Here is a 21281-nt window from a genome sequence, read left to right as displayed (position 1 = left end):
CGCTCTGTGGCCTTCGCGCGACAGTCACAATATTGCGAGCCGCGCCCATTGCGGCGACTCGGCATTTGAATTTAACCGTAAGGGCGGCCAGATCCTGTAAGGTCGCGCGAACGGCGCGCGGGCGGGCCCAGGACCCGCCCCCGGCTTGAAAGGCTTTCGGATGTTTCTGCTTGGCGCGTCCGCCACAAAGTTCCGGACGGCTCTGGCCGCCGCCGCGCTCGTCGCCGCTGTACCCGCTCTGGGCCAGGCCGCGTCGAACGCTGCGTCTGGCGCCGCAACAGAAGATTCCACGGCGGCGATCCCGCCCTCGAAGGCGCCCGGCGCGGTCTGGAGCATTCCGCCGGCGTCCCGGGAAGCCAGCAAGGACGATGGCCTGACGTCGGCCAGCCAGGATTCGCCCGAGCCCGCCGCCTCCGCGCCCGCCGAAGGCCAGCTTGTTGGCGCCGAGCCCGCCCGCGCGGCGGAAGCCGTCGCGAAGGAGCCGTCCGGCCCCGCCAAGCCGGCGATGAACCAGGCTATCCGCGCCGCGCTCTCCCGCGAAACCGCCGAGGCGCTGCGGCAGCCGCCGCAATTGCGCGCGGTGCGCCAGGCCGTTGATGCTTTTTACGCCAGCCGCGGCGACGCGCCCGTCTGGCTCGCCGACGGCCATTGGACCCCGGCCGCCCGCGCCGCCTTCGAGCGCCTGCAGCAGGCGCCTGACGACGGGCTCGATTTGCGCGCTTTTCGCGTCTATTCGCTCGACCAGGGACCGGATTCCTCGCTGGCGCTTGGCGACGTCGCCCTTTCCGAGGCCGTGGCGGCTTACGCCCTTCAGGCCAGCGGCGGCCGGATCGACCCCGCCCGGATCTCCCGCCTGATCGGATCGCACCCGCCTGTCGTCAGCGCGGCCCAGGCGCTGGACGAAACCTCGAAATCCGCGGACGCCGACAAGACCCTGCACGGCTATAATCCGCAGCATCCCGGCTATCTCGCCTTGCGCGACAAGCTGGCGGAGGTCCGCTCGGCGCCGGAACTCCAGGCCCGGATCGCGGCCACGGAGCGCGGACGCCGCGTCAGCGACGCCGCTCCGGCGCTCGGCGCGCGCCGCAACGCCGATCTCGAAGCCGATATCGTGACCAATATGGAATTCTGGCGCTGGCTGCCGCGCGACCTCGGCGCCGACCGGGTGGTGGTGAACATTCCGGAATTCACCGCGCGGCTTTACCGCGACAATGCCGTGATCCTGCCCATCCGCGTCATCACCGGCAAGCCGGACAAGCCGACGCCCTTGTTTTCCGACAAGATGGAATATCTGGTCGTCAATCCGTCCTGGAACGTGCCGCAGTCGATCATCAAGAACGAAATGATGCCGAAGCTCGACGCGCTGCGGGCGCAAGGCTACGACATCCGCACGGTCAATGGCCGGCTCACGGTCCGCCAGCCTCCCGGCGAACGCAATGCGCTGGGCCAGATCAAATTCATCTTTCCCAATGATTACGCCGTCTACATGCACGACACGCCGACGCGCAATCTGTTCGCAACGTCCCGCCGCGCCTATAGCCATGGCTGCGTGCGCGTCGATCAGCCCTTCAAGCTGGCCGTAGATCTGCTGCGGCCGGAGCGCGGCTGGACCGAGGAGCGGCTGAAGAAAATGGTCGGCAAGACCGAGCGCCGGGTCAATTTGCCCGAGCCGATGCCGATCCATATCGTCTATTTCACCTTCACCGTGGACCAGACCGGACAGGCGCAGCGCTTCGAGGATATCTACGGCTACGGCCGCAAGACGCGCGAGCTGCTCGGCCTTGGCGGCTGAGCGCTGTTGGGGACAGCCGCAATCCTGCCCTAGAATCGCCGCGAATTTTGTTAATTTGGCCACAGGCGACAAAAAAGCGCCCGGCGGAACTAAGTTTCGCCCGGGTGTGGCTTTGCCGCGACAGATGATGTAATCAGATGCGCCGCCACGCTTGAAAAACGGATGTCTGTGAACCTGACGTCAATCTATTCGAGCAATAATTTCGTTACCATTTTCGCCAAGTTTGCGTCCGGACGAAACGTCAAGACAAACACGATGGGAGCGCGTTTGATTTTGCCCAGCCTCGCCGCCGCCCGACGCGCTCTCAAGCGCGCAAGCCGGCCCACCGGCAAACGCGCCCGCGTCGCCGCCCTCGGCCTTTTCGCCGTTTTGGCTCCCGAGGCGCTGGAATCCGCCGCCGCCAATGGCGACACCCGCACCATCTATCTCTATCATGCACACCGCAAGGACACGATCGCCGCAACCTTCCGAGTGAACGGCCATTACGACGGTGAAACGCTCGAAAAGCTGAATTGGTTCCTGCGCGACTGGCGAAATGACGAACCCACCAAAATGGACCCACGGCTGTTCGACGTGGTCTGGGAAGCCTATCGCAGCGCCAACCGCCTCGGCCCGGACGATCCGATCATCGTGATGTCCGCCTATCGCTGCCCCTCCACCAACGCCATGCTGCGCCGCCGCTCCAGCGCCGTGGCCGAACACTCCCAGCATATGCTCGGCAAGGCGATGGACACCAGCATGCCGGGCCTTTCGATGGAAAAGCTGCGCGAGATCGGCATGCGCATGCAGCGCGGCGGCGTCGGCTATTACCCCACCGCAGGAACGCCCTTCGTCCATCTCGACGTCGGCGGGGTGCGCCACTGGCCGCGCATGAATTACGACCAGCTGGCGCGGCTGTTTCCCGACGGCAAAACCGTCCACATCCCCTCCAACGGCAAACCGATGGAGCGCTATGAGGAAGCCCGCGCCGAAATTCTCGCGCGCGGCGGCGAGGCGGCGACCTTCGCCGAAGCCACGTCCCCGGGCGGCATCTTCGGCTTCTTCGCCAAAATCTTCGGCGGCGGCGAGGACGAGGAGGAGGCCCGCCAGACCGCGCGCGTCACACGTCCGACCCGCGTCGCCTCGGCGCGTCAGGAGGCCGCGAACGAGGCGGCCGCGGCCAACGCCCAGCGCCGCATGGTCGCAACCGCCGAGGCCGACCTGCCGCGCGGCGAAACCTATATGGGCGCCCCGGACAATGCCGGCTTCGGCCGGCGCGCGGTCGCCGCGCAGCAGCCCGCGCCCCAGCCCGCAGTCCAACCCGCGCCGCAGCCGCAGCCGCAGCCGCAGCCACAGCCGGAGGTCGTCGCCCAGCCCGCACGTCCCGCGCCGCAGGAAACGCCCCAGCAGGCGGCGGAGGCCGACGAGCCGGCCGCGGCCATGAATCACCCCGCGCCGCCGCGCCGCCCCGACAATCTGGTCGCCGCCCTCGACGCGCCGGTTCCCCCGCCCCGCCCGGTCGAACTCGCCCGCTTGCCCGATGTGATCACGCACGGTTCGTCGCTGGCGCTGCGGCCCTCCGCCAGCGAGACCGTCGCCCTCGCCTATGCCGCCCCTGCGAGCGCGGCCATCCCGCTGCCGCCGCCGCGCCCGCCGCTGCCTCCACTGCGCGCGGCCGCGCAGAGCAAGGCCGAGGATCAACGCGCGGCGAAAGCAGTCGCCAGCCAGATCACGCCCGCCCGCCTGGATCGCGCCGCGCTGCAGGCCATGTCGACGCCCGCGCCCCAGATCGAGGCCCGGCCCAAAAACAGCGCCGGATTCGCCCCCGCCCTGCGCTCCGCGGCCCGGATCGACGCGCTCGCCGCCAATGCGCCGCGCCGCGGCGCGCAGACCGGCTTCGCCTCGAAGGCGACAGTGCTGAGCGCCAATTCCTTCTCCAAGGACGACGACTAGACGGCAAAGGCGGAATGTCTCGTCCCGGGCGCAAGCCTCTCGCGCGCGCCAATTTGACCGTGATCGCCTTGGTCGAGCCTTTTGCCAATTGCGTCAGATGGACATGACCGAGCGCCGCCAGCCCCACATCCTCAACGCAGCCTCAAACCTTCTCGGCATATGCTTTGTACTGATCACCGCCATCAAGTTAAGCGGCTCATCAGATTCCACCTATCTGGATGAAATTTGCATATTAGCGGCCCTCGGATTCATGAGCTCATGCCTTTTATCTTTTTATTCTATCAGGAACCCCGTAAATACGGATAGAGTAGAGTTATTCGCTGATTACATTTTCTTTTCGGCCATGATTCTGCTTTTCTTCGCTGTCCTGCTTTACGCCCGGCATATCATCTAGCGCACCCAATCCAGCGCGTCATAAACGTGGCCGCCCCCGGATGGTTAATGCTCTGTTAAGCCTGAAGTCCTAGCCTTGTTGAGGGCGCGGCCAGAGGCGGCGCGCCGATCCCGTTGGGGAGATCGAGCCATGATTCAGGAAGCGATCAAGTCCGAGGAATTCTCCGTGGCGCGCCGGCGCCGCGTGGATAGTCCGGCGGCTTGCCGCTGGCAGCAATTCGTCCGCCTCGTGATGCTGATGGCGATCGGTTTCGGCCTCGTTTCGCTCACTCTCAACCCCAGCCGGGTAATGTCGGCGACCTCCGACATTGAAATGCGCCTCAAGAGGGCCTGACGCTCGCTTCGCCCGGCGGAATCGGCTAGCATCGCTCCATGCCGCTCCTCCGCCGTCTGTCCGTCCTCATGCTCGCGCTTGTCTGCCTGGCCGGCTCGGCTCCCCCGGCGACGGCGCAAAATCCGTTCTCCGACTTTTTCGGCTCGGTCTTCGCGCCCCGCCGCGCCCGGCCGCCCGAGGAGCCGAGGCCGCGACCGATCCATCGCCCCAAGCCCAAGCCCGCCGCGACGGCGCCCAATCCGGCCAATGCGGGCGCTCAAGGCGGCGACGGGCAGACCGCCAAGCAGGCGCCGACCTTCTTCATCGCGGTCATCGGCGACAGCCAGGCCAATATGCTGGCCCAAGGCCTCGCCGAAGCCTTCGCGGGCGACCATCGCGTGGCGGTCGTCAACAAGGCGAAGGAAGACACCGGCCTTGTCCGCAGCGATTTTTATGACTGGCGCGCGGCGGCGCGGAGCCTGCTCGACGGGCCGCAACATTTCGACGCCGCCGTGGTCCAGATCGGGATCAATGACAATCAGAAGCTGCGGCTCGGCGGCGAGCCCAGCCCGGACCCGCTGAGCAAGCCGTTCAATGAAATCTACGCCAAGAGGGCCGAGGAGCTCGCCGCGATCTTCCGTGAAAAGAAAGTTCCCCTGATCTGGGTCGGCCAGCCGATCATGCGCAGCGAATCTCTCTCCAACGCCGCGCTGGTCTTCAATGATATCGACAGACAATATGCCGAGGCGCAGGGCGCGCATTATGTCGATCTCTGGGAGGCCTTTTCTGACGAAAATTCCGTCTATCGCGCATCCGGCCCCGACGTGAACGGCGTCATCGTCCGGTTGCGCGCCGCCGACGGCGTCCATTTCAACAAAGCCGGCGCGCGCAAGGCCGCGCATTTCGTCGAGCCCGAAATCCGGAAATTGCTCGAAGCCGCCCTGCAACCGCCCGAGACGCCCGCAGGCGCCGCACCCGAGGCCCCCGCGACGCCCGCGCCGCCAGGCGGGGGCAATGAAACCGCGCCCCCCGCCGCGCCCGAGGCCGCGGCGCCCGTCGCGCCGCCACCGAAGCCCATCGCCGGTAAGATCGAAAGCCTCACCGAATCAGCGGTCTCTCCCGGCGGCGCGCTCGCGGCGCCGCCCGCCGGCCGCGCCCAGCCCAAGACGCTGGAGGCCGCCCCCGCGCAGCCCGGCCGCGCCGACGATTTCGCCTGGCCCCCCAAGTAGAACTGGCCCCCCAAGTAGAACTGGCCCCCCAAGTAGAACTGGCCCCCGAAGTAGGATGGGCCCGAGTAGGACCGCCCCTCAATAGCGACGATCAGGCTGGCTCAACCGGCGCGAAAATCGAGGCGACGAATTCAATCACGAGTTCGCCGCGCTGGTTGACGCCTCGATTGTGGCTGGTGATGAGGCCGAGGCCGGGTTTGGACGTCTCGCGCTTGGCTATAACCTGGGTGGAAAAAGCAACGCGGTCGCCGATGAGGACCGGACGGCGCCACAACATGTCCCTGAAACCCGGCGACGCGCGGCTGGCCAGTTTGCCGCCTCCAAGACGGTGGCGCGTCTCGATGAAATGGCTCATCCAGCATGAGGCCGTGTGCAGCCCCGCCGCCGACATGGCGCCCAGAAAATGCGCCTCGCCGGCCTCTTCATCGACATGGAACGGCGCAGGATCAAATTTCAGCGCGTAATCGCGGATCACGTCGGCGGTGAACAGGGTCTCGCCTAATTCCGCATAGGCGCCGACGCGCGCCCGCGCGAAATCTTCCGGCATGGCGGCGGCCGGATCGTCGATCCGCTCCGGAGGCGCGGCGTCCTGGGCCTTCGGCGCGGAGCGGCGCGCCGCGCTCGCCGGCGGTTCGGCGAGCGGCGTCCTGCGCGCGAACAGGTTCGAAATTGTCTGGGTCATGACCTCGCGGCCATCCTGATTGCGCAACGACGTCCGGACCTTGACGATTCCGGCGCCAGGCCGCGAGCGCAAGTCCGATTTCTCCAGCGTCGTAGTGTGGGCGGTCAAGCGGTCGCCGGCGCGGACCGGGGCCAGCCAGCGGTTGTCCTCAATGCCGATTCCGGCCAAAACGGAGCTTTCGCCGAGCCAATCATCGATCATCATGCGCATCAGCGCGGAGCAGACCTGCCAGCCGGACGCCGCCAGCCCACCGAGAATCGTCTCCTTCGCCGCCTCGGCGTCGAGATGGAAGGGCTGCGCGTCATAAGCGGCGGAAAAAGCCAGAAGCTCCGCCTCGTCAATCAGATAATCGCCATAAACCCTCGTCTCGCCCAGGCGAAAATCCTCGAATGTCACAAGATCCATCTATGTCTCCGCTGCCGGCGGGGACTTTGGCGCCTGACTGGAGCGCGAGCAAGACAGAGCGCGGAAAAGCAAGCTATGCAATAGTCGCATGGCAGCCCCGCTGTTTGCGAAATTGTTGTGCGCCGCACAATAGGGCATACACATATCACTCCACAAACGGACCAGCTGTCCTCCCCTGCTGTCTCCGTGTGGAAAAGACTACGCCCTGCCTTGTGTGGGCGATGCCGGACGCGAAAGCGTCCGGTTTTTTTTGTCCTGAACAGGGCGCATTTCTCCCTGCCGGGGGCCTCTTTCTCCCTGCCGGGGGCCTCTTTCTCCTTGCCGGGGGCTTGTTTCTCCTTGCCGGGGGCTTGCCCGCCCGCCAGGCTTGCGCCACTTTGCCGCCCCAGGAATCGGCCCAGAAGAATCGGCCCAAAGGTGACGCCAAAATGACCAAAGCGCTTCTCGGAATTATCGGCGGCTCCGGCGTCTATGACCTGCCCGGCCTGGAGGACGTCCGCGAGGAAGCTGTGGCGACCCCCTGGGGCGAACCTTCGGACCTGCTGCGCTTTGGCCGCATCGGCGGCACACAGGCCGTCTTCCTGCCCCGTCATGGCCGCGGCCATCGGCTGTCGCCCTCGGGCATCAATTACCGCGCCAATATCGACGCCCTCAAGCGGGTCGGCGTGACCGACGTCATTTCCGTCTCCGCCTGCGGCTCGTTCCGCGAGGAGCTGCCGCCCGGCCTGTTCGTCGCCGTGGACCAGTTCGTCGACCGCACTTTTGGCCGGCAATCCTCCTTCTTCGGCAATGGCTGCGTCGCCCATGTCTCGATGGCGCATCCCGTCGCGCCGCTGCTGCAGCAGCGCATCGTCGCCGCCGCCCATGCCGAGCGGATCGACATCATCAAGGGCGGGACCTATGTCTGCATGGAGGGGCCGCAATTCTCCTCGCGCGCGGAATCGCTCGGCTACAAGGCCGCCGACTATCATGTCATCGGCATGACCGGCCTGCCCGAGGCCAAGCTCGCCCGCGAGGCGGAAATGTCCTACGCCACGCTCGCCATGGTGACGGATTACGATTGCTGGCGCGACGATATCGCGGCGGTCGAGGTCCACGACATTCTCGCCGTGGTGAAATCCAACGCGGAAAAGGCCTCGAAACTGCTCGCCCGGCTGATGCAGGATTTTCCTGCCGAACACGCGCCCTGCCCGATCGGCTCCGACCGCGCGCTGGATTACGCGCTGGTCACCGCGCGCGACGCCTGGGACCTGGAATTGGTGGGCAAGCTCGACGCGATCCTGGCCCGCGTTCTCGCGAAATAAGCCCACGCGCCTTGCCATGAGGGCGCTCGCCTTTTATAAGCCGCGCTTCGCGTTCGTTTCCGACACCCCTGGAGGCGTGAGCGCGGCTTTATAAAGGATTGAACTATGGCCGAGATCAAGAAACTCGCCGCCACGGTTCGCAGCGGGACCGGCAAGGGGGCCGCCCGCAGCGTTCGTCGTGAAGGCAGAATTCCAGCCGTCATTTATGGCGGCGGCGAAGCGGCGACGCCGATTTCGCTTTCCTACCGCGACGTTCACAAGCTGATCTACGCGGGCCACTTCCTGACCACGATTTTCGAAATCGAGATCGACGGCAAGGCCGAGCGCGCCATTCCGCGCGACTATCAGCTGGACGTCGTGCGCGACACCCCGATGCATGTCGATTTCCTGCGCCTGAAGTCCGGCTCCAAGCTCAAGGTCGGCGTGCCGGTGCATTTCGTCAATGTGGAAACCGCGCCCGGCATCAAGCGCGGCGGCTCGATCAACATCGTGCTGCACACGGTCGAACTGCTGGTTCCGGCCGACAACATCCCGGAATCCATCACCGCCGACCTCACCGGCCTCGACTTCAACGATTCGGTGCACATCGGTTCGATCGCCCTTCCCGAGGGCGTGACCCCGGTCGACAAGTCGAACTTCACCATCGCGACGATCTCGCCGCCCGCCGGCGGCGCCGCGGCGGCGGAGGCGGAAGCTGCGGCGGCCGCAGCGGCTGCGGCCGCTCCGGCCAAGGGCAAGAAGTAAGCTTCTGGTTCCAAAATATTGCGCCGCCCGCCAAGGCCCGTCGAAAGACGGGCGTCCTTCCCCAAGGATCCGGCGGGCGGTTCTTTTTCCGGCAAGTGATTTCAGACAAGAGCCTTTGCCATGCTGCTGCTCGTCGGATTGGGCAATCCCGGAAAGAGCTACGCCGGCAACCGGCATAATATCGGCTTCATGGCGGTCGACGCCATCGCCCGCGCCTGCGAGGGCGCGCCCTTCCGCAAGAAATTCCACGGCGAATTCAGCGAAGCGCGGCTTGGCGGCGAACGCGCGCTGCTGCTGAAGCCCGAAACCTACATGAACGAGAGCGGCCGCGCCGTGGCCGAGGCCGCGCGCTTTCACAAGATTCCGCTTGCCGACATCGTCGTGTTCCATGACGAGCTGGACCTCGCCTCTGGCAAGCTGCGGATCAAGCGCGGCGGCGGCGACGCCGGCCACAACGGGTTGCGCTCCATCACCGCGCATATGGGCGGCGATTATCGCCGCGTGCGGCTCGGCATCGGCCATCCCGGCGACAAGGCTCTGGTCCACGGCCATGTGCTGAGCGATTTCGCCAAATCGGACAAGCCCTGGGTCGAGGCCCTGTGCGAGGCGATCGCGAAAAATGCCGCGACGCTCGCCAAGGGCGACGATGGCCTGTTCCAGACCCGGATTCACGAGGCCATGCAGGCCGCGGGCTTTTAATCCCAACCTTTGCTATGATGGCGCCGTTCAGCTGCGGGCAGCGCGCATGAAATCCGAACCCTTCGCTCCATCCAGACCCTTTTTGGCGCCTTTCGCGCCGCCCGACGAAGACTTCGCCGCGCTCTGGCTCGCCGCGCCGCTGCGGCCTGAAGCGCGCGAAGCGGAAAGCGCGCTCGCAATGGAGCTTTTGCGCGCGATCCGCGCCAAGCCGTCCGGCGTCGGCGGCGTCGACGATTTCCTGCGGGAATTCAAGCTTTCGTCGCACGAGGGCCTCGCGATCATGGCGCTCGCCGAGGCGCTGGTCCGCGCGCCGGACAACGCCACCGCCGACCTCCTCGTCGCCGACAAGCTGGCCGCCGGCGATTTCGACCATCATCACGCGCTTTCGCACGCCCCGCTCGTCCAGGCCAGCGCCTACGCGCTGGGTCTTTCAGCGCGCGTCGTCGAGGCGGAGGATTCGCCCCATCGCGTCGTCGCCGGCCTCGCGCGGCGGCTCGGCGTCCCGGCGCTGCGCCGCGCCGCGCGGCAGGCGATGCGGCTGCTCGGCGGCCATTTCGTGTTCGGCGAAACCATCGAAGCCGCGTTGGCGCGGGCGGCCTCGCCAAGTTGCCGGCGCGACCTGCATTCCTTCGACATGCTGGGCGAAGGCGCGCGCACGGCGCTGGACGCGGAAACCCATTTCGACGCCTATGACCGCGCCATCGACGCGATCGGCAGGACGAAGGAAGGCGCGACGCCCACACAACGGCCCGGGATTTCGGTCAAGCTCTCCGCCCTGCACCCGCGATATGAGGCGATCTCCGCCGATCGCGTCCGCGCCGAGCTGACGCCCCGCCTGCTGGAGCTGGCGCAACTGTCCCGGCAGAAAAATATCGGCCTGACCGTCGACGCCGAGGAGGCCGACCGGCTGGAATTGTCGCTCGACATCATCGCCCGCGTCGCCGCCGATCCTTCGCTCGGAGACTGGGAGGGATTCGGGCTCGCCATCCAGGCCTATCAGAAACGCGCCGGCGCGGTGATCGACCATGTCGCGGAACTCGCCCGAAGCCTTGGCCGGCGCATGAATGTACGTCTGGTCAAAGGCGCCTATTGGGACAGCGAGATCAAGCGGGCGCAGGAGCGCGGGCTGGCGGATTTTCCCGTCTTCACCCGCAAGGCGATGACCGATCTGAATTTTGTCGCCTGCGCCGAAAGCCTCTTCGCCGCGTCCCATCTCTATCCGCAGATCGCCACGCATAACGCCCTGACCGCCGCCGCCGTCGTCACCCGCGCCAAGGGGCGGACGGATTATGAATTCCAGCGGCTGCATGGCATGGGCGAGGCGCTGCACGACGCCTTGCGGGCGCATTCGGGCGTCGCCTGCCGGGTCTATGCGCCGGTCGGGCCGCATCGCGAGCTGCTCGCCTATCTGGTGCGGCGCCTGATCGAGAACGGCGCCAACGCTTCCTTCGTCGCCCGCGCCGCCGAGCCGGATTATCCGCAGGAGGAATTGCTCGCGGACCCCCTTGAGCGCCTGCGCGCCTCGGGACGCGCGCGCCACGCCCAATTGCTGACCCCGCATGATCTGTTCGCGCCGGAGCGCAAGAATTCCATTGGCGTCGAATTCGGCGATTCCGCCGCGCTCGCCGCCTTGCTGGCCGAGATCGAGCCGCATCGCAAGGCGCTGGCGGCGATCGAACCGCGCGCGCTTGGCCCCGGCGCCGCTATCGAGCGGGCGGAAAAAGCATTCGCGGCCTGGGAGGCGACGTCCGCCGATCAGCGCGCTGACAGCCTGTTGCGTGCGGCTGATCTCATCGAAGCGCGGCGCGGAAAATTGATCGCCCTGTTGCAGGCAGAGGCCGGCAAGACTTTGGACGACGCCGTCGCGGAAGTCCGGGAGACCGCCGACCTCTGCCGCTATTACGCCAGCGAGGCGCGCAAACTCTGCGCCGAAGCCCGCCTTCCCGGCGTCACCGGCGAAGACAATCTCTTCAGTCGTCGCGGCCGCGGCGTATTCGTCTGCATCTCGCCGTGGAATTTCCCGCTGGCGATCTTTTCCGGCCAGATCGCGGCGGCGCTGGCGGCGGGCAATTGCGCCGTCGCCAAACCGGCGGAACAGACGCCGCGCATCGCCGTCGCGGCGGTCGAACTGTTCAAGTCGGCGGGCGTTCCGGACGGCGCGCTGGTCTGCGCGCCGGGCGACGGCGCCCTCGGCGCGGCGCTCGTGTCCGATCCACATACGGCGGGCGTTGCTTTCACCGGCTCCGTCGAGACGGCGCAGGCGATCCAGCGCGCGCTGGCGGCGCGGGGCGGGCCGATCGTCCCGCTGATCGCCGAAACCGGCGGGATCAACGCCATGATCGTCGATTCCACCGGCCTGCTCGAACAGGTGATCGACGACGCGGTGACTTCGGCCTTCCGCTCGGCGGGCCAACGCTGCTCGGCCTTGCGGCTTTTGTGCCTGCAGGAGGACATTGCGGAGCCCACGATAAAAATGCTGATCGGCGCCGCGCGCGAATTGCGCGTCGGCGACCCGCGCAACATCGCCACCCATGTCGGCCCGGTAATTGACGCCGAGGCCAAAGCCAGCCTCGATTGCTATATCGCGCAATGCGCGGCGGCAGGGCGCATTCTCTTCGCAGGCGCGGCCCCGGTCCTTGGCAATTTCGTCGCGCCGCATATCGTCAAAATCGACCATCCGCGCGACCTGACCCGCGAAATCTTCGGCCCCGTGCTTCATGTGACGACCTGGCGAGCGGAGCAATTTTCGGAACTGATCGACGAGATCGCCGCCTCCGGCTTTGGCCTGACCCTTGGTCTGCACACGCGCATCGAACGCCGCATCGCGGAACTCGAGCGCAAGGCGCCGGCGGGCAATCTCTATGTCAATCGCAACATGATCGGCGCCGTGGTGGGCAGCCAGCCCTTCGGCGGCTTCGGCCTCAGCGGAACCGGCCCCAAGGCAGGCGGCCCCGACTATCTCCGCCGCTTCTGCCGGGAAACCGCGCTCAGCGTGAACCGGGCGTCGCTTGGCGGCGACGCCGGCCTGCTTGCGCTGGACGATTAGGCCTTTCCGGCGCCCCAGGATTGTTCCGTCACATATTTATAGGGATAATCCGGCTCGACATAGCCCTCCCGGCCCTGGCGCTTGGGGAGTTTGATCTTCTCGCGCGGCAGGTCCTCATAGGGAATGTGCCTGAGCAAATGCGAGATGACATCCAGCCGCGCCCGCTTTTTGTCGTCCGAACGCAGAACATACCAAGGCGCCCAGGATGAGTCGGTGGCGGAGAACATGGCGTCGCGAGCGCGTGAATAATCATACCATCTGCTGAAGCTCTTCAAATCCATCGGCGACAGCTTCCAGATCTTGCGGCCATCGTCGATGCGCGCCGCGAGACGGCGCTCCTGCTCTTCCTCGCCGACCTCAAGCCAATATTTCAACAGGATGATGCCGGATTCCACCATCGCCTTTTCGAAGCTTGGCGCTTGCTCGAGGAAGCGCTCGACCTGCGCATCATTCGCGAAGCCCATCACGCGCTCGACCCCGGCGCGATTATACCAGGAGCGGTCGAAGATCGCGATCTCGCCCGCGGCGGGGAAATGCTCGATGTAGCGCTGAACATACATTTGCGTCTTCTGGCGCTCGGTCGGCGCCGGCAGCGCGACGACGCGGAAGATGCGGGGGCTGACGCGCTCGCAGATAGCCTTGATGCAACCGCCCTTGCCGGCGCCGTCCCGGCCTTCGAAGACAATGCAGACCTTCAGCCCCTTGGCGACGACCCATTGCTGCAGCTTCACCAGCTCGACGTGAAGCTTCGCCAGCTCCTTTTCATAGGCCTTGTTTTTCAGCTTGCCGTTGGTCGCCTCCGCAGGCTGCTCGGCGACGCGATCGGCGCGCTTCTTGTTTTTCTTGCCCATTTCAGCTCCTCCTCAAGGACATTCCGCGCCCCCGCGCGGAGCAGCCTGCGCTTCATTCCCTCACATTTCGCCGTCGTGACGCGCGGCGAATTCCGACCGCGCAGCATAGCACAGGCTTGCAAATTCCGCGTGGCGCCGTCGCGCGACAAAAAGTCTTGCCGCGGCGCTGTTGCCGAAGCTTTTCTCTCTCGCCATCATGCTTGACGGCGATTCCCTTTTCGTCCGTCGCAACCTCGCGCGCGAACCGGCCGCCCCGGAGGAACGATGTCCCCGCTTCTCGACAATCCCTTCGGCCTTTTCATCCTGTCCCTGGCGGGCCTCTGGCTGATCGCTCTTGGCGGCTATTACTGCCAGCGGATCTGGCGGCCGCTCCGGCGCGAGGAACAGGACGAATTCAAGTCCGTGCTGGGCGCGTCGCTGACGCTGCTCGGTCTCATCGTCGGCTTCAGCTTCGCCATGTCGGTCAATCGTTACGACATGAGAAAGAGCCTGGAGGAATCCGAGGCCAATGCGATCGCGACCGAATTCGCCCGCGCCGACCTGCTGCCGGCGCCAGCCGCAACCGCGCTGAAGGGCGATCTGAAGGCCTATCTCGATCGCCGCATCGCTTTCTATACGGTGCAAGATCCGGCCATGCTCGCCCGGATCGATCAGGATACAGCCAAGCTACAGGCCGACGTTTGGTCCATTGTCCGCGACGCAGCGTCGGCGCAACCCACGCCGATCGTCGCGTTGGCAGTCGCCGGCGCAAATGACGCAATCAACGCGCAGGGCTATGTCCTCGCCACCTGGCGCAACCGCATTCCGGTCGCCGCCTGGGGATTGATGGTAATCATCGCCTCCGCCTGCAGCGGCCTGCTCGGCTTCGGCGGCCAGCGTTTCAACGCCTTTCTCCTGCTGGTCGTCCCGGCGACGATTTCGATTTCCTTCCTGCTGATCGCCGAAATCGACAGCCCGCGCGGCGGCTTCATCCGGGTCCTGCCGATCAACCTCGTCACCGTCGCGGAAAGTCTCAAAGCCCCGTGACGGCGCGCTCAAGACCGAGTATTAGCGCTAGGCGCCCGGGCGACATTTTGCCAATATGCGCCGCAATTCGCAGGCGCGAAATGGTTCTGCCGGCGTTGCCCGCTGACGTCGCGCCGCGCAAAAATGATTGTAAGTGCGATTGCAAAAGCGATCGCAAGCCAGGGAACCTGCATGATGAAGGCCAGGAAATTCGGAATATTCGCCGCCACCGTCGCCGGCTTAGCCTTGACCGCCGCCGCCGCCGCAGCCGCCCAATGCGGAAACACGTCGGCGGGTTTCGACGCCTGGAAGCAGGCCTTCGCGCAGGAAGCCAAGGCGGAGGGGATCGGCCCGACCGGCATCGCCGCCCTGATGTCCACCACCTATAACCAGCCGACGATCAACGCCGATCGCGGCATGAAGAGCTTCCACCTGTCGCTCGACCAGTTCCTCGCCAAACGCGGCGGCTCGATCATCGTGTCGCGCGGCCGCAAGCTGAAGGATTCCAATGCGGCTCTGTTCGCGCAGATCCAGCAGCGTTACGGCGTCCCGCCGGGACCGCTGCTCGCGATCTGGGGCATGGAGACGGGCTTTGGCGCGATCTCCGGCAATCAAAACATGCTCTCCGCCGTCGCCACGCTCGCCTATGACTGCCGCCGGCCGGAATTCTTCAAGGACCAGATCTATGCGGCCCTGAAGCTGGTGGACCGGGGCACGTTCTCGGCCAGCACGCGCGGCTCGATGCATGGCGAAGTCGGCCAGACCCAGTTCATGCCCAAGACCGTGCTGGAATATGGCGTCGGCAATCTCGACACCTCCAGCGGCGCCCTGATGTCGACCGCGAATTACCTCAAGGCCCATGGCTGGGTCGCGGGCGCGGGCTATCAGCCGGGCCAGACCAATTTCGCCGCCATCCAGGCCTGGAACGCGGCGAGCGTCTACCAGCAGGCGATCGCCCAGATCGGCGCGAAGATCGACGGCGGCGACCACTAAGGTCCGCGATATCGCCCGGCGCCTGCCGGCGCGATGGATGCCAAATGAAAAGCCCTCCCGGAATTTTTTCGGGAGGGCTTTTTTTATTGCCAACCGGCCTCAGATGCCGCCGCCGCCGTGAAAGCTTTCCTCGCGGGCGAAGGCCTGGGTGACATTGCTGTCGGGCGGCACGCTGTGGGTGAGCCAGACATTGCCGCCGATGGAAGAGCCGCGCCCGATGGTGATGCGGCCAAGCACGGTGGCGCCGGCATAGATCACGACATTGTCCTCGACAATCGGATGACGCGGGTAATTCTTGAGCAGCGCGCCGTCGCCATCAGTCTCGAAGCGTTTCGCCCCAAGAGTCACCGCCTGATAGAGCCTGACCTTGCGGCCAATGACCGTGGTTTCTCCGATGACCACGCCGGTGCCGTGATCGATGAAGAAGCCTTCCTCGATCTGCGCGCCGGGATGGATGTCGATGCCGGTCTGCGAATGAGCACTTTCGGCGACGATCCGCGCCAGCATGGGGACGCCGAGGCGGTAGATCTGGTGGGCCAGCCGGTGCCGGATGATGGCGAAGACGCCGGGAAAGCAGAAGATGATTTCATCAATGCTTTTCGCGGAAGGATCGCCCTCAAAAGCGGCGCGGATATCCGTATCGAGCAAGGCGCGGACCTTCGGCAGCGTCGCGGCGAAGGCGGCGACGATCTCGCCCGCACGCCGCGCGACGGCGTGGTCCGGCCCGTTCTTCTCGCCGGAAAGACGCAACTCCAGCTCAACCTGGCGGCGCAGCGCGGTCAGGTTATCCGCGAGCTTGCGCTCGACAAAGCCGTCAACCTCGCGCGCACGCAGGCCGAAAGGCCCGAAATGGCGAGGGTAGAGGGCCGCCGTCAGGCCATCGACAAGACTGATGGTCGCCTCGCGCGATGGAAGCTCCGGCGCCGCGCCGCGATAGCGCCGTTTCTGCGATGCTGTCCGCAGATCACGCAAAGCCTCGACGAGGCCCGGAATCCCGAGACCGTCGGCTTCGCTTTCGATGACGCGTTGGAGAAGGTTCAAGCGGCGAGTCCCTTGGCGTCGAATACGCCTTCGAACAGGATGGAGCTGAGATAGCGTTCGCCCGAATCCGGCAGAATCACCACGATGGTCTTGTGGGCGTTCTCGGGCTTCTTCGCCAGACGAGCGGCCGCGGCGACGGCGGCGCCGCTGGAAATGCCGGAGAGAATGCCTTCTTCCCGCGCAAGGCGACGCGCGTAAACGATAGCTTCCTCATTGCTGACGCGCTCGACCGAATCGATCAGCGAGAGATCGAGCACGTCCGGAATGAAGCCGGCGCCAATGCCCTGAATCTTGTGGGGGCCGGGCTGGATCGGCTGGCCGGCGAGCTTTTGCGTCAGAATCGGGCTCGCCTCTGGCTCGACCGCGACCGACTGTATTTGCTTTCCCTTGGTCAGCTTGATGAAACGCGACACGCCGGTGATGGTGCCGCCGGTGCCGACGCCCGAGACGAAGAAATCGACCGCGCCATCGGTGTCGTCCCAGATTTCGGGGCCGGTCGTCGTCTCGTGGATCGCGGGGTTGGCCGGGTTCTTGAACTGTTGCAGCAGAACATAGCGCGAGGGATCGGAGGCGGCGATGCGCTCGGCCTCCGCGACGGCGCCGGACATGCCCTTGGCGCCCTCCGTCAGGATCAGCTTGGCGCCGTAGGCGATCAGGAGCTTGCGGCGCTCAAGGCTCATCGTTTCCGGCATGGTCAGCGTAAGCGGAATGCCGCGCGCGGCGGCGACATAGGCCAGCGCGATGCCGGTATTGCCGCTGGTAGGCTCGATGATTTCCTTGCCGTGGCCGAGCAGGCCCTTCTTCTCGGCGTCCCAGATGAGGGCCGCGCCGATGCGGCATTTCACCGAATAGGCCGGGTTGCGGCCCTCGATCTTGGCCAGGACGGTCGCCGGGGCGTGGTCGACCACCCTATCCAGCCGAACGAGTGGGGTATGCCCGATGGACTGGGAATTGTCTTCAAACCAATGCGCCATGTTTGCCTCCGTCGCTCCCGCGGAGCCGAGTTATATAATGTGTCTATAAAATTAGTATATTTAATTGGAAAGGCAATCGGAAATCTTGGCCCAGCCGGCCGCCTCGACGCGGTCCCCGTTCCTGCCGCCGATTTTTTTTCGCGCGGGTTTCGGCAATGAATATTTTCCATGGTTTTCCTATCTTTTACATATTACTGAATTTCTTTCCCGCGTCGTTTTGCTCTTGCCGCAGCCTGAAATAGGTATTAATCAGAGATCGTAAGATAAATTTAAAGTATAGAATAATTTTCTCCTAATAAAGAAAATTATTCTATACCTCTCTATTCATAGAGCATGCAACGAGGGTCATATGGCCGACGATACCGAAATTCGTAGAACACTGAGCGAATCGGCCGCAAGGCAGCTCGCAAACGCCACCAAAACGCGGGCGCAATGGTCAGGCGTCACGCCACGTTGGTTGGTGTCCTTCCTGCCCTGGACGCCGGTCGAGGCCGGCATCTACCGCCTGAACCGCGTCAAGGAAGGCGAGGCCCTGACCGACGCCGACGTCCAGTGCAGCCCGGCGCGCGACCGCGACGCCGATCTGCCGGAAACCTTCGTCGATTACGAGGATCATCCGCGCGAATATTCGCTGAACGCCGTCACCACCGTTCTCGACGTCCAGACCCGCGTTTCCGATCTCTACAGCCACCCCTACGATCAAATTCAGGAACAATTGCGCCTGCTGATCGAGAAGGTGAAAGAGAAGCAGGAATATGAAATCCTCAACAACGCCGATTATGGCCTGATCGCCAACACCGCGCCCTCGCAGATCATCCGCACGCGCACCGGCGCCCCGACGCCGGACGACCTCGACGAGTTGCTCACCAAGGTGTGGAAAGATCCTGCGTTCTTCCTGGCCCACCCGCGCGCCATCGCCGCCTTCGGCCGCGAATGCACGCGCCGCGGCGTGCCGCCGCCAACCGTCACCCTGTTCGGCTCGCCCTTCATCACCTGGCGCGGCGTGCCGCTGGTCCCTTCGGACAAGCTGCCGATCGACGAGAATGGCAAAACCAAGATCCTGCTGCTGCGCACCGGCGAGAAGCGCCAGGGCGTGATCGGCCTGTTCCAGCCGGGCATTCCGGGCGAAGTCGCGCCGAGCCTTTCGGTGCGCTTCATGGGCATCAACCGCAAGGCCATCGCCTCCTACCTGATCTCGCTCTATTGCTCGACCGCCGTGCTGACCTACGACGCATTGGCCGTGCTGGAAGACGTCGAGATCGGCAAGTTCCACGAATATCCCTTCACCTACGTGTGATCGTCAGTTCGGCGGCGCCCTCGCGCGCCGCCGGATTCCTTGCCGGATCCGCGGCCGCCGAGGCCGCGACGAAACCAATTGCAGGACCGCCGCAATGCCGCTTGGCCTCACCGCGTCAGAAGCTTCCACGAGCCCAATTCAGGACAGACCTGTCGCGCCCGGCGCGGCGCCGGGGTTTCCCGACCTTTCGATCATCGCGCGAATGGCCAACGCCTTCTTCCATCTCGCGCCGAATCAGAGCCTGACGCCGGCCGCCGACCCCGGCATTCCGATCGCTCCTCCGAGTCCGGCATTCGCGCCAGCGCCCAATGTCGTCACCTCCGTTGCGCCCCACACGCCCGCGAACCCGATGGTCGGGCCGCCGGACCTGCCCCCCACGACCATTCCGTCCATCGCGCCAACGCCCAATCTCGTCGCGCCGCAGGCGCCGAGCCTTTCCTCTCTGCCGCCCGGTTACGGCGAACCGCCGCTGCCCGGCGCCTCGGCCGGCTCATCCGTTCCCTTCGATCTTGGCGAGACGACGCAGCTCGTTCCGGCAGGGCATCGAGGCAATTCGTATGATCCGGCGGCGGCGGCCTCCAGCGCGGACGGCGCATATTTCCTGAAAGAATCGGCCCTGCTCTCCCTGCCGCAGGCGCTTGCCGCGCCGACAGTCCCACCGGCGCCTCCGGGCGCCCCCGCTTCAACAGCGCCTTCCGCTGCCCCTGCGGCGCCCGCGGCGACCTATAATTTCTTGGAGCTCGACCTGCGCCCGCTCGCCGCCCCCGCGCGCGGCGCCATTGGCTTCCCGCTCGATCCGGAAGCGATCAAGCGCGACTTCCCGATCCTGCAGGAGCGCGTCAACGGCGGCAAAAAGCTGATCTGGCTCGACAACGCCGCGACCACGCAGAAGCCGCTGGCGGTGATCGAGCGGATCTCGGATTTCTACAAGCATGAGAACTCCAACATCCATCGGGCCGCGCACGCGCTGGCGGCCCGGGCCACCGACGCCTATGAGGCCGCGCGCGAAAAAACCCGCCGCTTCCTCAACGCGCCCTCCGTCCACGACATTATTTTCGTGCGCGGCGCGACCGAGGGCATCAATTTCGTCGCCCAGTCTTGGGGCCGCGCCAATGTGAAGGAAGGTGACGAAATCCTCGTCAGCCATCTGGAGCATCACGCCAATATCGTGCCCTGGCAGCAGCTCTGCGCCCAGACCGGCGCGAAATTGCGCGTCGCGCCGGTGGACGACAGCGGCCAGATCATCCTCGAAGCCTATGAGAAGCTGCTCGGCCCGAAGACGAAAATCGTCGCGGTCACGCAGGTCTCCAATGCGCTCGGCACGGTCACGCCGGTTGCGGAAATGACGGCGCTGGCCCATCAGCATGGGATTTGCGTGCTGATTGACGGGGCGCAAGCGGTCTCGCACATGCCGATCGACGTGCAGGCGATCGGCTGCGACTTCTATGTCTTTTCCGGCCACAAGGTGTTCGGCCCCACCGGCATCGGCGCCGTTTACGGCCGCGATTCGGTCCTGGCGCAGACCCCGCCTTGGCAGGGCGGCGGCAACATGATCGCCGACGTCACTTTTGAGAAGACCGTGTTCCAGGAGCCGCCGGAGCGCTTCGAAGCCGGCACCGGCAATATCGCCGACGCCGTGGGCCTTGGCGCCGCGATCGATTATGTCGAATCGCTCGGCATGGCCAATATCGCCGCCTATGAACATGGCTTGCTGGAATATGCGACCGCGAAAATGCTCGCGGTCCCGCGCCTGAAGCTGATCGGCACGGCGCGCGAAAAGGCCAGCGTGCTGTCCTTCGTCATCGAGGGCAAGGAGACGGTGGAAATCGGCAAGGCGCTGGACGCCGAAGGCATCGCCGTGCGGTCGGGCCATCATTGCGCCCAGCCAATCCTGCGCCGCTTCGGCCTCGAAGCGACCGTCCGCCCCTCGCTCGCCTTCTACAACACCTGCGAGGATGTCGACGCGCTGGTGGACGTGCTGTTCAAGCTGCAGGGCCGCAACTAATGCCAAGGCTCACAGGTGAGAACCTGGGAGCCTTGGCTAGGCGCGACTGCGCCCGACAGCCCGTCGAAAGACGGGCGTCTTTCGACGCGCTCCGGCTTATGCGAGGGAATCTCTGACCGCGATGAGTCGCGGTCAGAGCCAAATTGTGGAAGAGCTCAAAGGGCAAAAATCTCCCGCGCCGAAACGCGCGGGTTTGCCCCGGATAATAATTGACTATTATTATAGACTATATATTTTATTTCCTGTCGGAGCTAATCGCCAGGGAGCGGCGCCAACAGAGGCGCATGATCAATCGCATGACCCACGCCTATGTCATCCAGATCGCCGGACGCACCGCCGGCATCGTCGCGCGCGACCATGCCGATCAGGCCTTCCGCTTCTTCGCTTCGAACCAGACCTTTTTGCCGCTTGAAGGCGTTCTGTTCGACGAGCCGGAATATGCCGAACGCGCCGCGCGCCGGCTGTTCAAGGCGCGCGGAGCGCTCGGGCGGCTCTCCATCGACGATCTGACGGCCTTCGGCGGCGCCGTCGTTGCGGCAAGAGGCGGCCGCGCCATCTCTGCCCATTGAGCGCAAG

General features: G+C 65.3%; 17 protein-coding genes. 13 read left to right on the top strand and 4 right to left on the bottom strand.

Going from position 1 to position 21281, the window contains the following annotated elements:
• The first annotated feature begins 160 nt into the window (after positions 1 to 160).
• The 4 genes from QM467_RS00380 to QM467_RS00365 all read left to right on the top strand — a co-directional run bounded on the left by QM467_RS00380 (position 161) and on the right by QM467_RS00365 (position 5659).
• Positions 161 to 1792 carry a L,D-transpeptidase family protein gene (locus QM467_RS00380; RefSeq protein WP_283364296.1) on the top strand — a complete coding sequence of 544 codons (1632 nt, stop codon included), beginning with the start codon at positions 161 to 163 and terminating at the stop codon, positions 1790 to 1792.
• Between the two features lie 267 nt (positions 1793 to 2059).
• Entirely contained in the window at positions 2060 to 3724 is a 1665-nt protein-coding gene (locus QM467_RS00375) for a DUF882 domain-containing protein (protein ID WP_283364295.1), read from the top strand.
• 523 nt (positions 3725 to 4247) lie between these two features.
• On the top strand, positions 4248 to 4451 hold the full coding sequence (locus QM467_RS00370) for a hypothetical protein (protein ID WP_283364294.1): 204 nt from the start codon (positions 4248 to 4250) through the stop codon (positions 4449 to 4451).
• 38 nt (positions 4452 to 4489) lie between these two features.
• Positions 4490 to 5659, top strand: coding sequence for an SGNH/GDSL hydrolase family protein (locus QM467_RS00365; RefSeq protein ID WP_283364293.1), 1170 nt, complete (start codon positions 4490 to 4492; stop codon positions 5657 to 5659).
• A 91-nt stretch (positions 5660 to 5750) separates the two neighbouring features.
• On the opposite strand, the gene QM467_RS00360 is transcribed toward QM467_RS00365, so the two are convergent.
• On the bottom strand, positions 5751 to 6746 hold the full coding sequence (locus QM467_RS00360) for a MaoC/PaaZ C-terminal domain-containing protein (RefSeq protein ID WP_283364292.1): 996 nt from the start codon (positions 6744 to 6746) through the stop codon (positions 5751 to 5753).
• A 428-nt stretch (positions 6747 to 7174) separates the two neighbouring features.
• On the opposite strand from QM467_RS00360, the gene QM467_RS00355 reads away from it, so the two are divergent.
• From QM467_RS00355 to QM467_RS00340, 4 genes are all read left to right on the top strand, one after another.
• The gene (locus QM467_RS00355; RefSeq protein WP_283364291.1) at positions 7175 to 8050 is read left to right on the top strand and encodes an S-methyl-5'-thioadenosine phosphorylase; all 876 of its coding nucleotides are present in this window, start codon (positions 7175 to 7177) and stop codon (positions 8048 to 8050) included.
• A 105-nt stretch (positions 8051 to 8155) separates the two neighbouring features.
• The gene (locus QM467_RS00350; protein WP_283364290.1) at positions 8156 to 8794 is read left to right on the top strand and encodes a 50S ribosomal protein L25/general stress protein Ctc; all 639 of its coding nucleotides are present in this window, start codon (positions 8156 to 8158) and stop codon (positions 8792 to 8794) included.
• A 120-nt stretch (positions 8795 to 8914) separates the two neighbouring features.
• Entirely contained in the window at positions 8915 to 9493 is a 579-nt protein-coding gene (gene pth, locus QM467_RS00345) for an aminoacyl-tRNA hydrolase (RefSeq protein WP_283364289.1), read from the top strand.
• Positions 9494 to 9539: 46 nt separating this feature from the next.
• Positions 9540 to 12539: an L-glutamate gamma-semialdehyde dehydrogenase gene (locus QM467_RS00340; RefSeq protein ID WP_283364288.1), complete on the top strand. Its 3000-nt coding sequence runs from the start codon at positions 9540 to 9542 to the stop codon at positions 12537 to 12539.
• Here QM467_RS00340 and ppk2 read toward each other — a convergent pair.
• Entirely contained in the window at positions 12536 to 13390 is an 855-nt protein-coding gene (ppk2, locus tag QM467_RS00335; RefSeq protein ID WP_283364287.1) for a polyphosphate kinase 2, read from the bottom strand. The genes QM467_RS00340 and ppk2 overlap by 4 nt on opposite strands.
• A 264-nt stretch (positions 13391 to 13654) precedes the next feature.
• Here ppk2 and QM467_RS00330 point away from each other — a divergent pair, with 264 nt between their 5' ends.
• Complete coding sequence (locus tag QM467_RS00330) at positions 13655 to 14416, top strand: bestrophin-like domain (RefSeq protein ID WP_283364286.1); 762 nt, start codon at positions 13655 to 13657, stop codon at positions 14414 to 14416.
• A gap of 171 nt (positions 14417 to 14587) precedes the next feature.
• Positions 14588 to 15388, top strand: coding sequence for a lytic murein transglycosylase (locus tag QM467_RS00325; protein WP_446737706.1), 801 nt, complete (start codon positions 14588 to 14590; stop codon positions 15386 to 15388).
• Positions 15389 to 15487: 99 nt separating this feature from the next.
• Here QM467_RS00325 and epsC read toward each other — a convergent pair whose 3' ends face one another.
• Positions 15488 to 16429: a serine O-acetyltransferase EpsC gene (epsC, locus tag QM467_RS00320; protein WP_446737705.1), complete on the bottom strand. Its 942-nt coding sequence runs from the start codon at positions 16427 to 16429 to the stop codon at positions 15488 to 15490.
• Positions 16426 to 17403 carry a cysteine synthase A gene (gene cysK, locus QM467_RS00315; protein ID WP_283364284.1) on the bottom strand — a complete coding sequence of 326 codons (978 nt, stop codon included), beginning with the start codon at positions 17401 to 17403 and terminating at the stop codon, positions 16426 to 16428. The genes epsC and cysK overlap by 4 nt, the downstream gene beginning before the upstream one ends.
• A gap of 349 nt (positions 17404 to 17752) precedes the next feature.
• Here cysK and QM467_RS00310 point away from each other — a divergent pair, with 349 nt between their 5' ends.
• From QM467_RS00310 to QM467_RS00300, 3 genes are all read left to right on the top strand, one after another.
• Positions 17753 to 18700, top strand: coding sequence for a family 2A encapsulin nanocompartment shell protein (locus QM467_RS00310; RefSeq protein ID WP_283364283.1), 948 nt, complete (start codon positions 17753 to 17755; stop codon positions 18698 to 18700).
• A gap of 94 nt (positions 18701 to 18794) precedes the next feature.
• On the top strand, positions 18795 to 20705 hold the full coding sequence (locus QM467_RS00305) for a family 2A encapsulin nanocompartment cargo protein cysteine desulfurase (RefSeq protein ID WP_283364282.1): 1911 nt from the start codon (positions 18795 to 18797) through the stop codon (positions 20703 to 20705).
• 284 nt (positions 20706 to 20989) lie between these two features.
• Positions 20990 to 21274, top strand: coding sequence for a hypothetical protein (locus tag QM467_RS00300; RefSeq protein WP_283364281.1), 285 nt, complete (start codon positions 20990 to 20992; stop codon positions 21272 to 21274).
• The last annotated feature ends 7 nt before the right edge of the window (positions 21275 to 21281 follow it).

This window comes from Rhodoblastus sp. 17X3, assembly GCF_030056575.1.
In the GTDB taxonomy this organism is placed as follows: Bacteria; Pseudomonadota; Alphaproteobacteria; order Rhizobiales; family Beijerinckiaceae; genus Rhodoblastus.
The sequence above is the reverse complement of the archived record's forward strand: the minus strand, read 5'-3'. Positions and strand labels throughout refer to the sequence as shown.

Bases quoted from the DNA above. Each gene is read 5' to 3' on its own strand.
- QM467_RS00380 (WP_283364296.1), top strand. From the start codon at position 161: ATGTTTCTGCTTGGCGCGTCCGCCACAAAGTTCCGGACGGCTCTGGCC.
- QM467_RS00370 (WP_283364294.1), top strand. From the start codon at position 4,248: ATGATTCAGGAAGCGATCAAGTCCGAGGAATTCTCCGTGGCGCGCCGG.
- QM467_RS00365 (WP_283364293.1), top strand. From the start codon at position 4,490: ATGCCGCTCCTCCGCCGTCTGTCCGTCCTCATGCTCGCGCTTGTCTGC.
- QM467_RS00360 (WP_283364292.1), bottom strand. From the start codon at position 6,746: ATGGATCTTGTGACATTCGAGGATTTTCGCCTGGGCGAGACGAGGGTT.
- QM467_RS00355 (WP_283364291.1), top strand. From the start codon at position 7,175: ATGACCAAAGCGCTTCTCGGAATTATCGGCGGCTCCGGCGTCTATGAC.
- QM467_RS00350 (WP_283364290.1), top strand. From the start codon at position 8,156: ATGGCCGAGATCAAGAAACTCGCCGCCACGGTTCGCAGCGGGACCGGC.
- pth (WP_283364289.1), top strand. From the start codon at position 8,915: ATGCTGCTGCTCGTCGGATTGGGCAATCCCGGAAAGAGCTACGCCGGC.
- QM467_RS00340 (WP_283364288.1), top strand. From the start codon at position 9,540: ATGAAATCCGAACCCTTCGCTCCATCCAGACCCTTTTTGGCGCCTTTC.
- ppk2 (WP_283364287.1), bottom strand. From the start codon at position 13,390: ATGGGCAAGAAAAACAAGAAGCGCGCCGATCGCGTCGCCGAGCAGCCT.
- QM467_RS00330 (WP_283364286.1), top strand. From the start codon at position 13,655: ATGTCCCCGCTTCTCGACAATCCCTTCGGCCTTTTCATCCTGTCCCTG.
- QM467_RS00325 (WP_446737706.1), top strand. From the start codon at position 14,588: ATGATGAAGGCCAGGAAATTCGGAATATTCGCCGCCACCGTCGCCGGC.
- cysK (WP_283364284.1), bottom strand. From the start codon at position 17,403: ATGGCGCATTGGTTTGAAGACAATTCCCAGTCCATCGGGCATACCCCA.
- QM467_RS00310 (WP_283364283.1), top strand. From the start codon at position 17,753: ATGGCCGACGATACCGAAATTCGTAGAACACTGAGCGAATCGGCCGCA.
- QM467_RS00305 (WP_283364282.1), top strand. From the start codon at position 18,795: ATGCCGCTTGGCCTCACCGCGTCAGAAGCTTCCACGAGCCCAATTCAG.
- QM467_RS00300 (WP_283364281.1), top strand. From the start codon at position 20,990: ATGATCAATCGCATGACCCACGCCTATGTCATCCAGATCGCCGGACGC.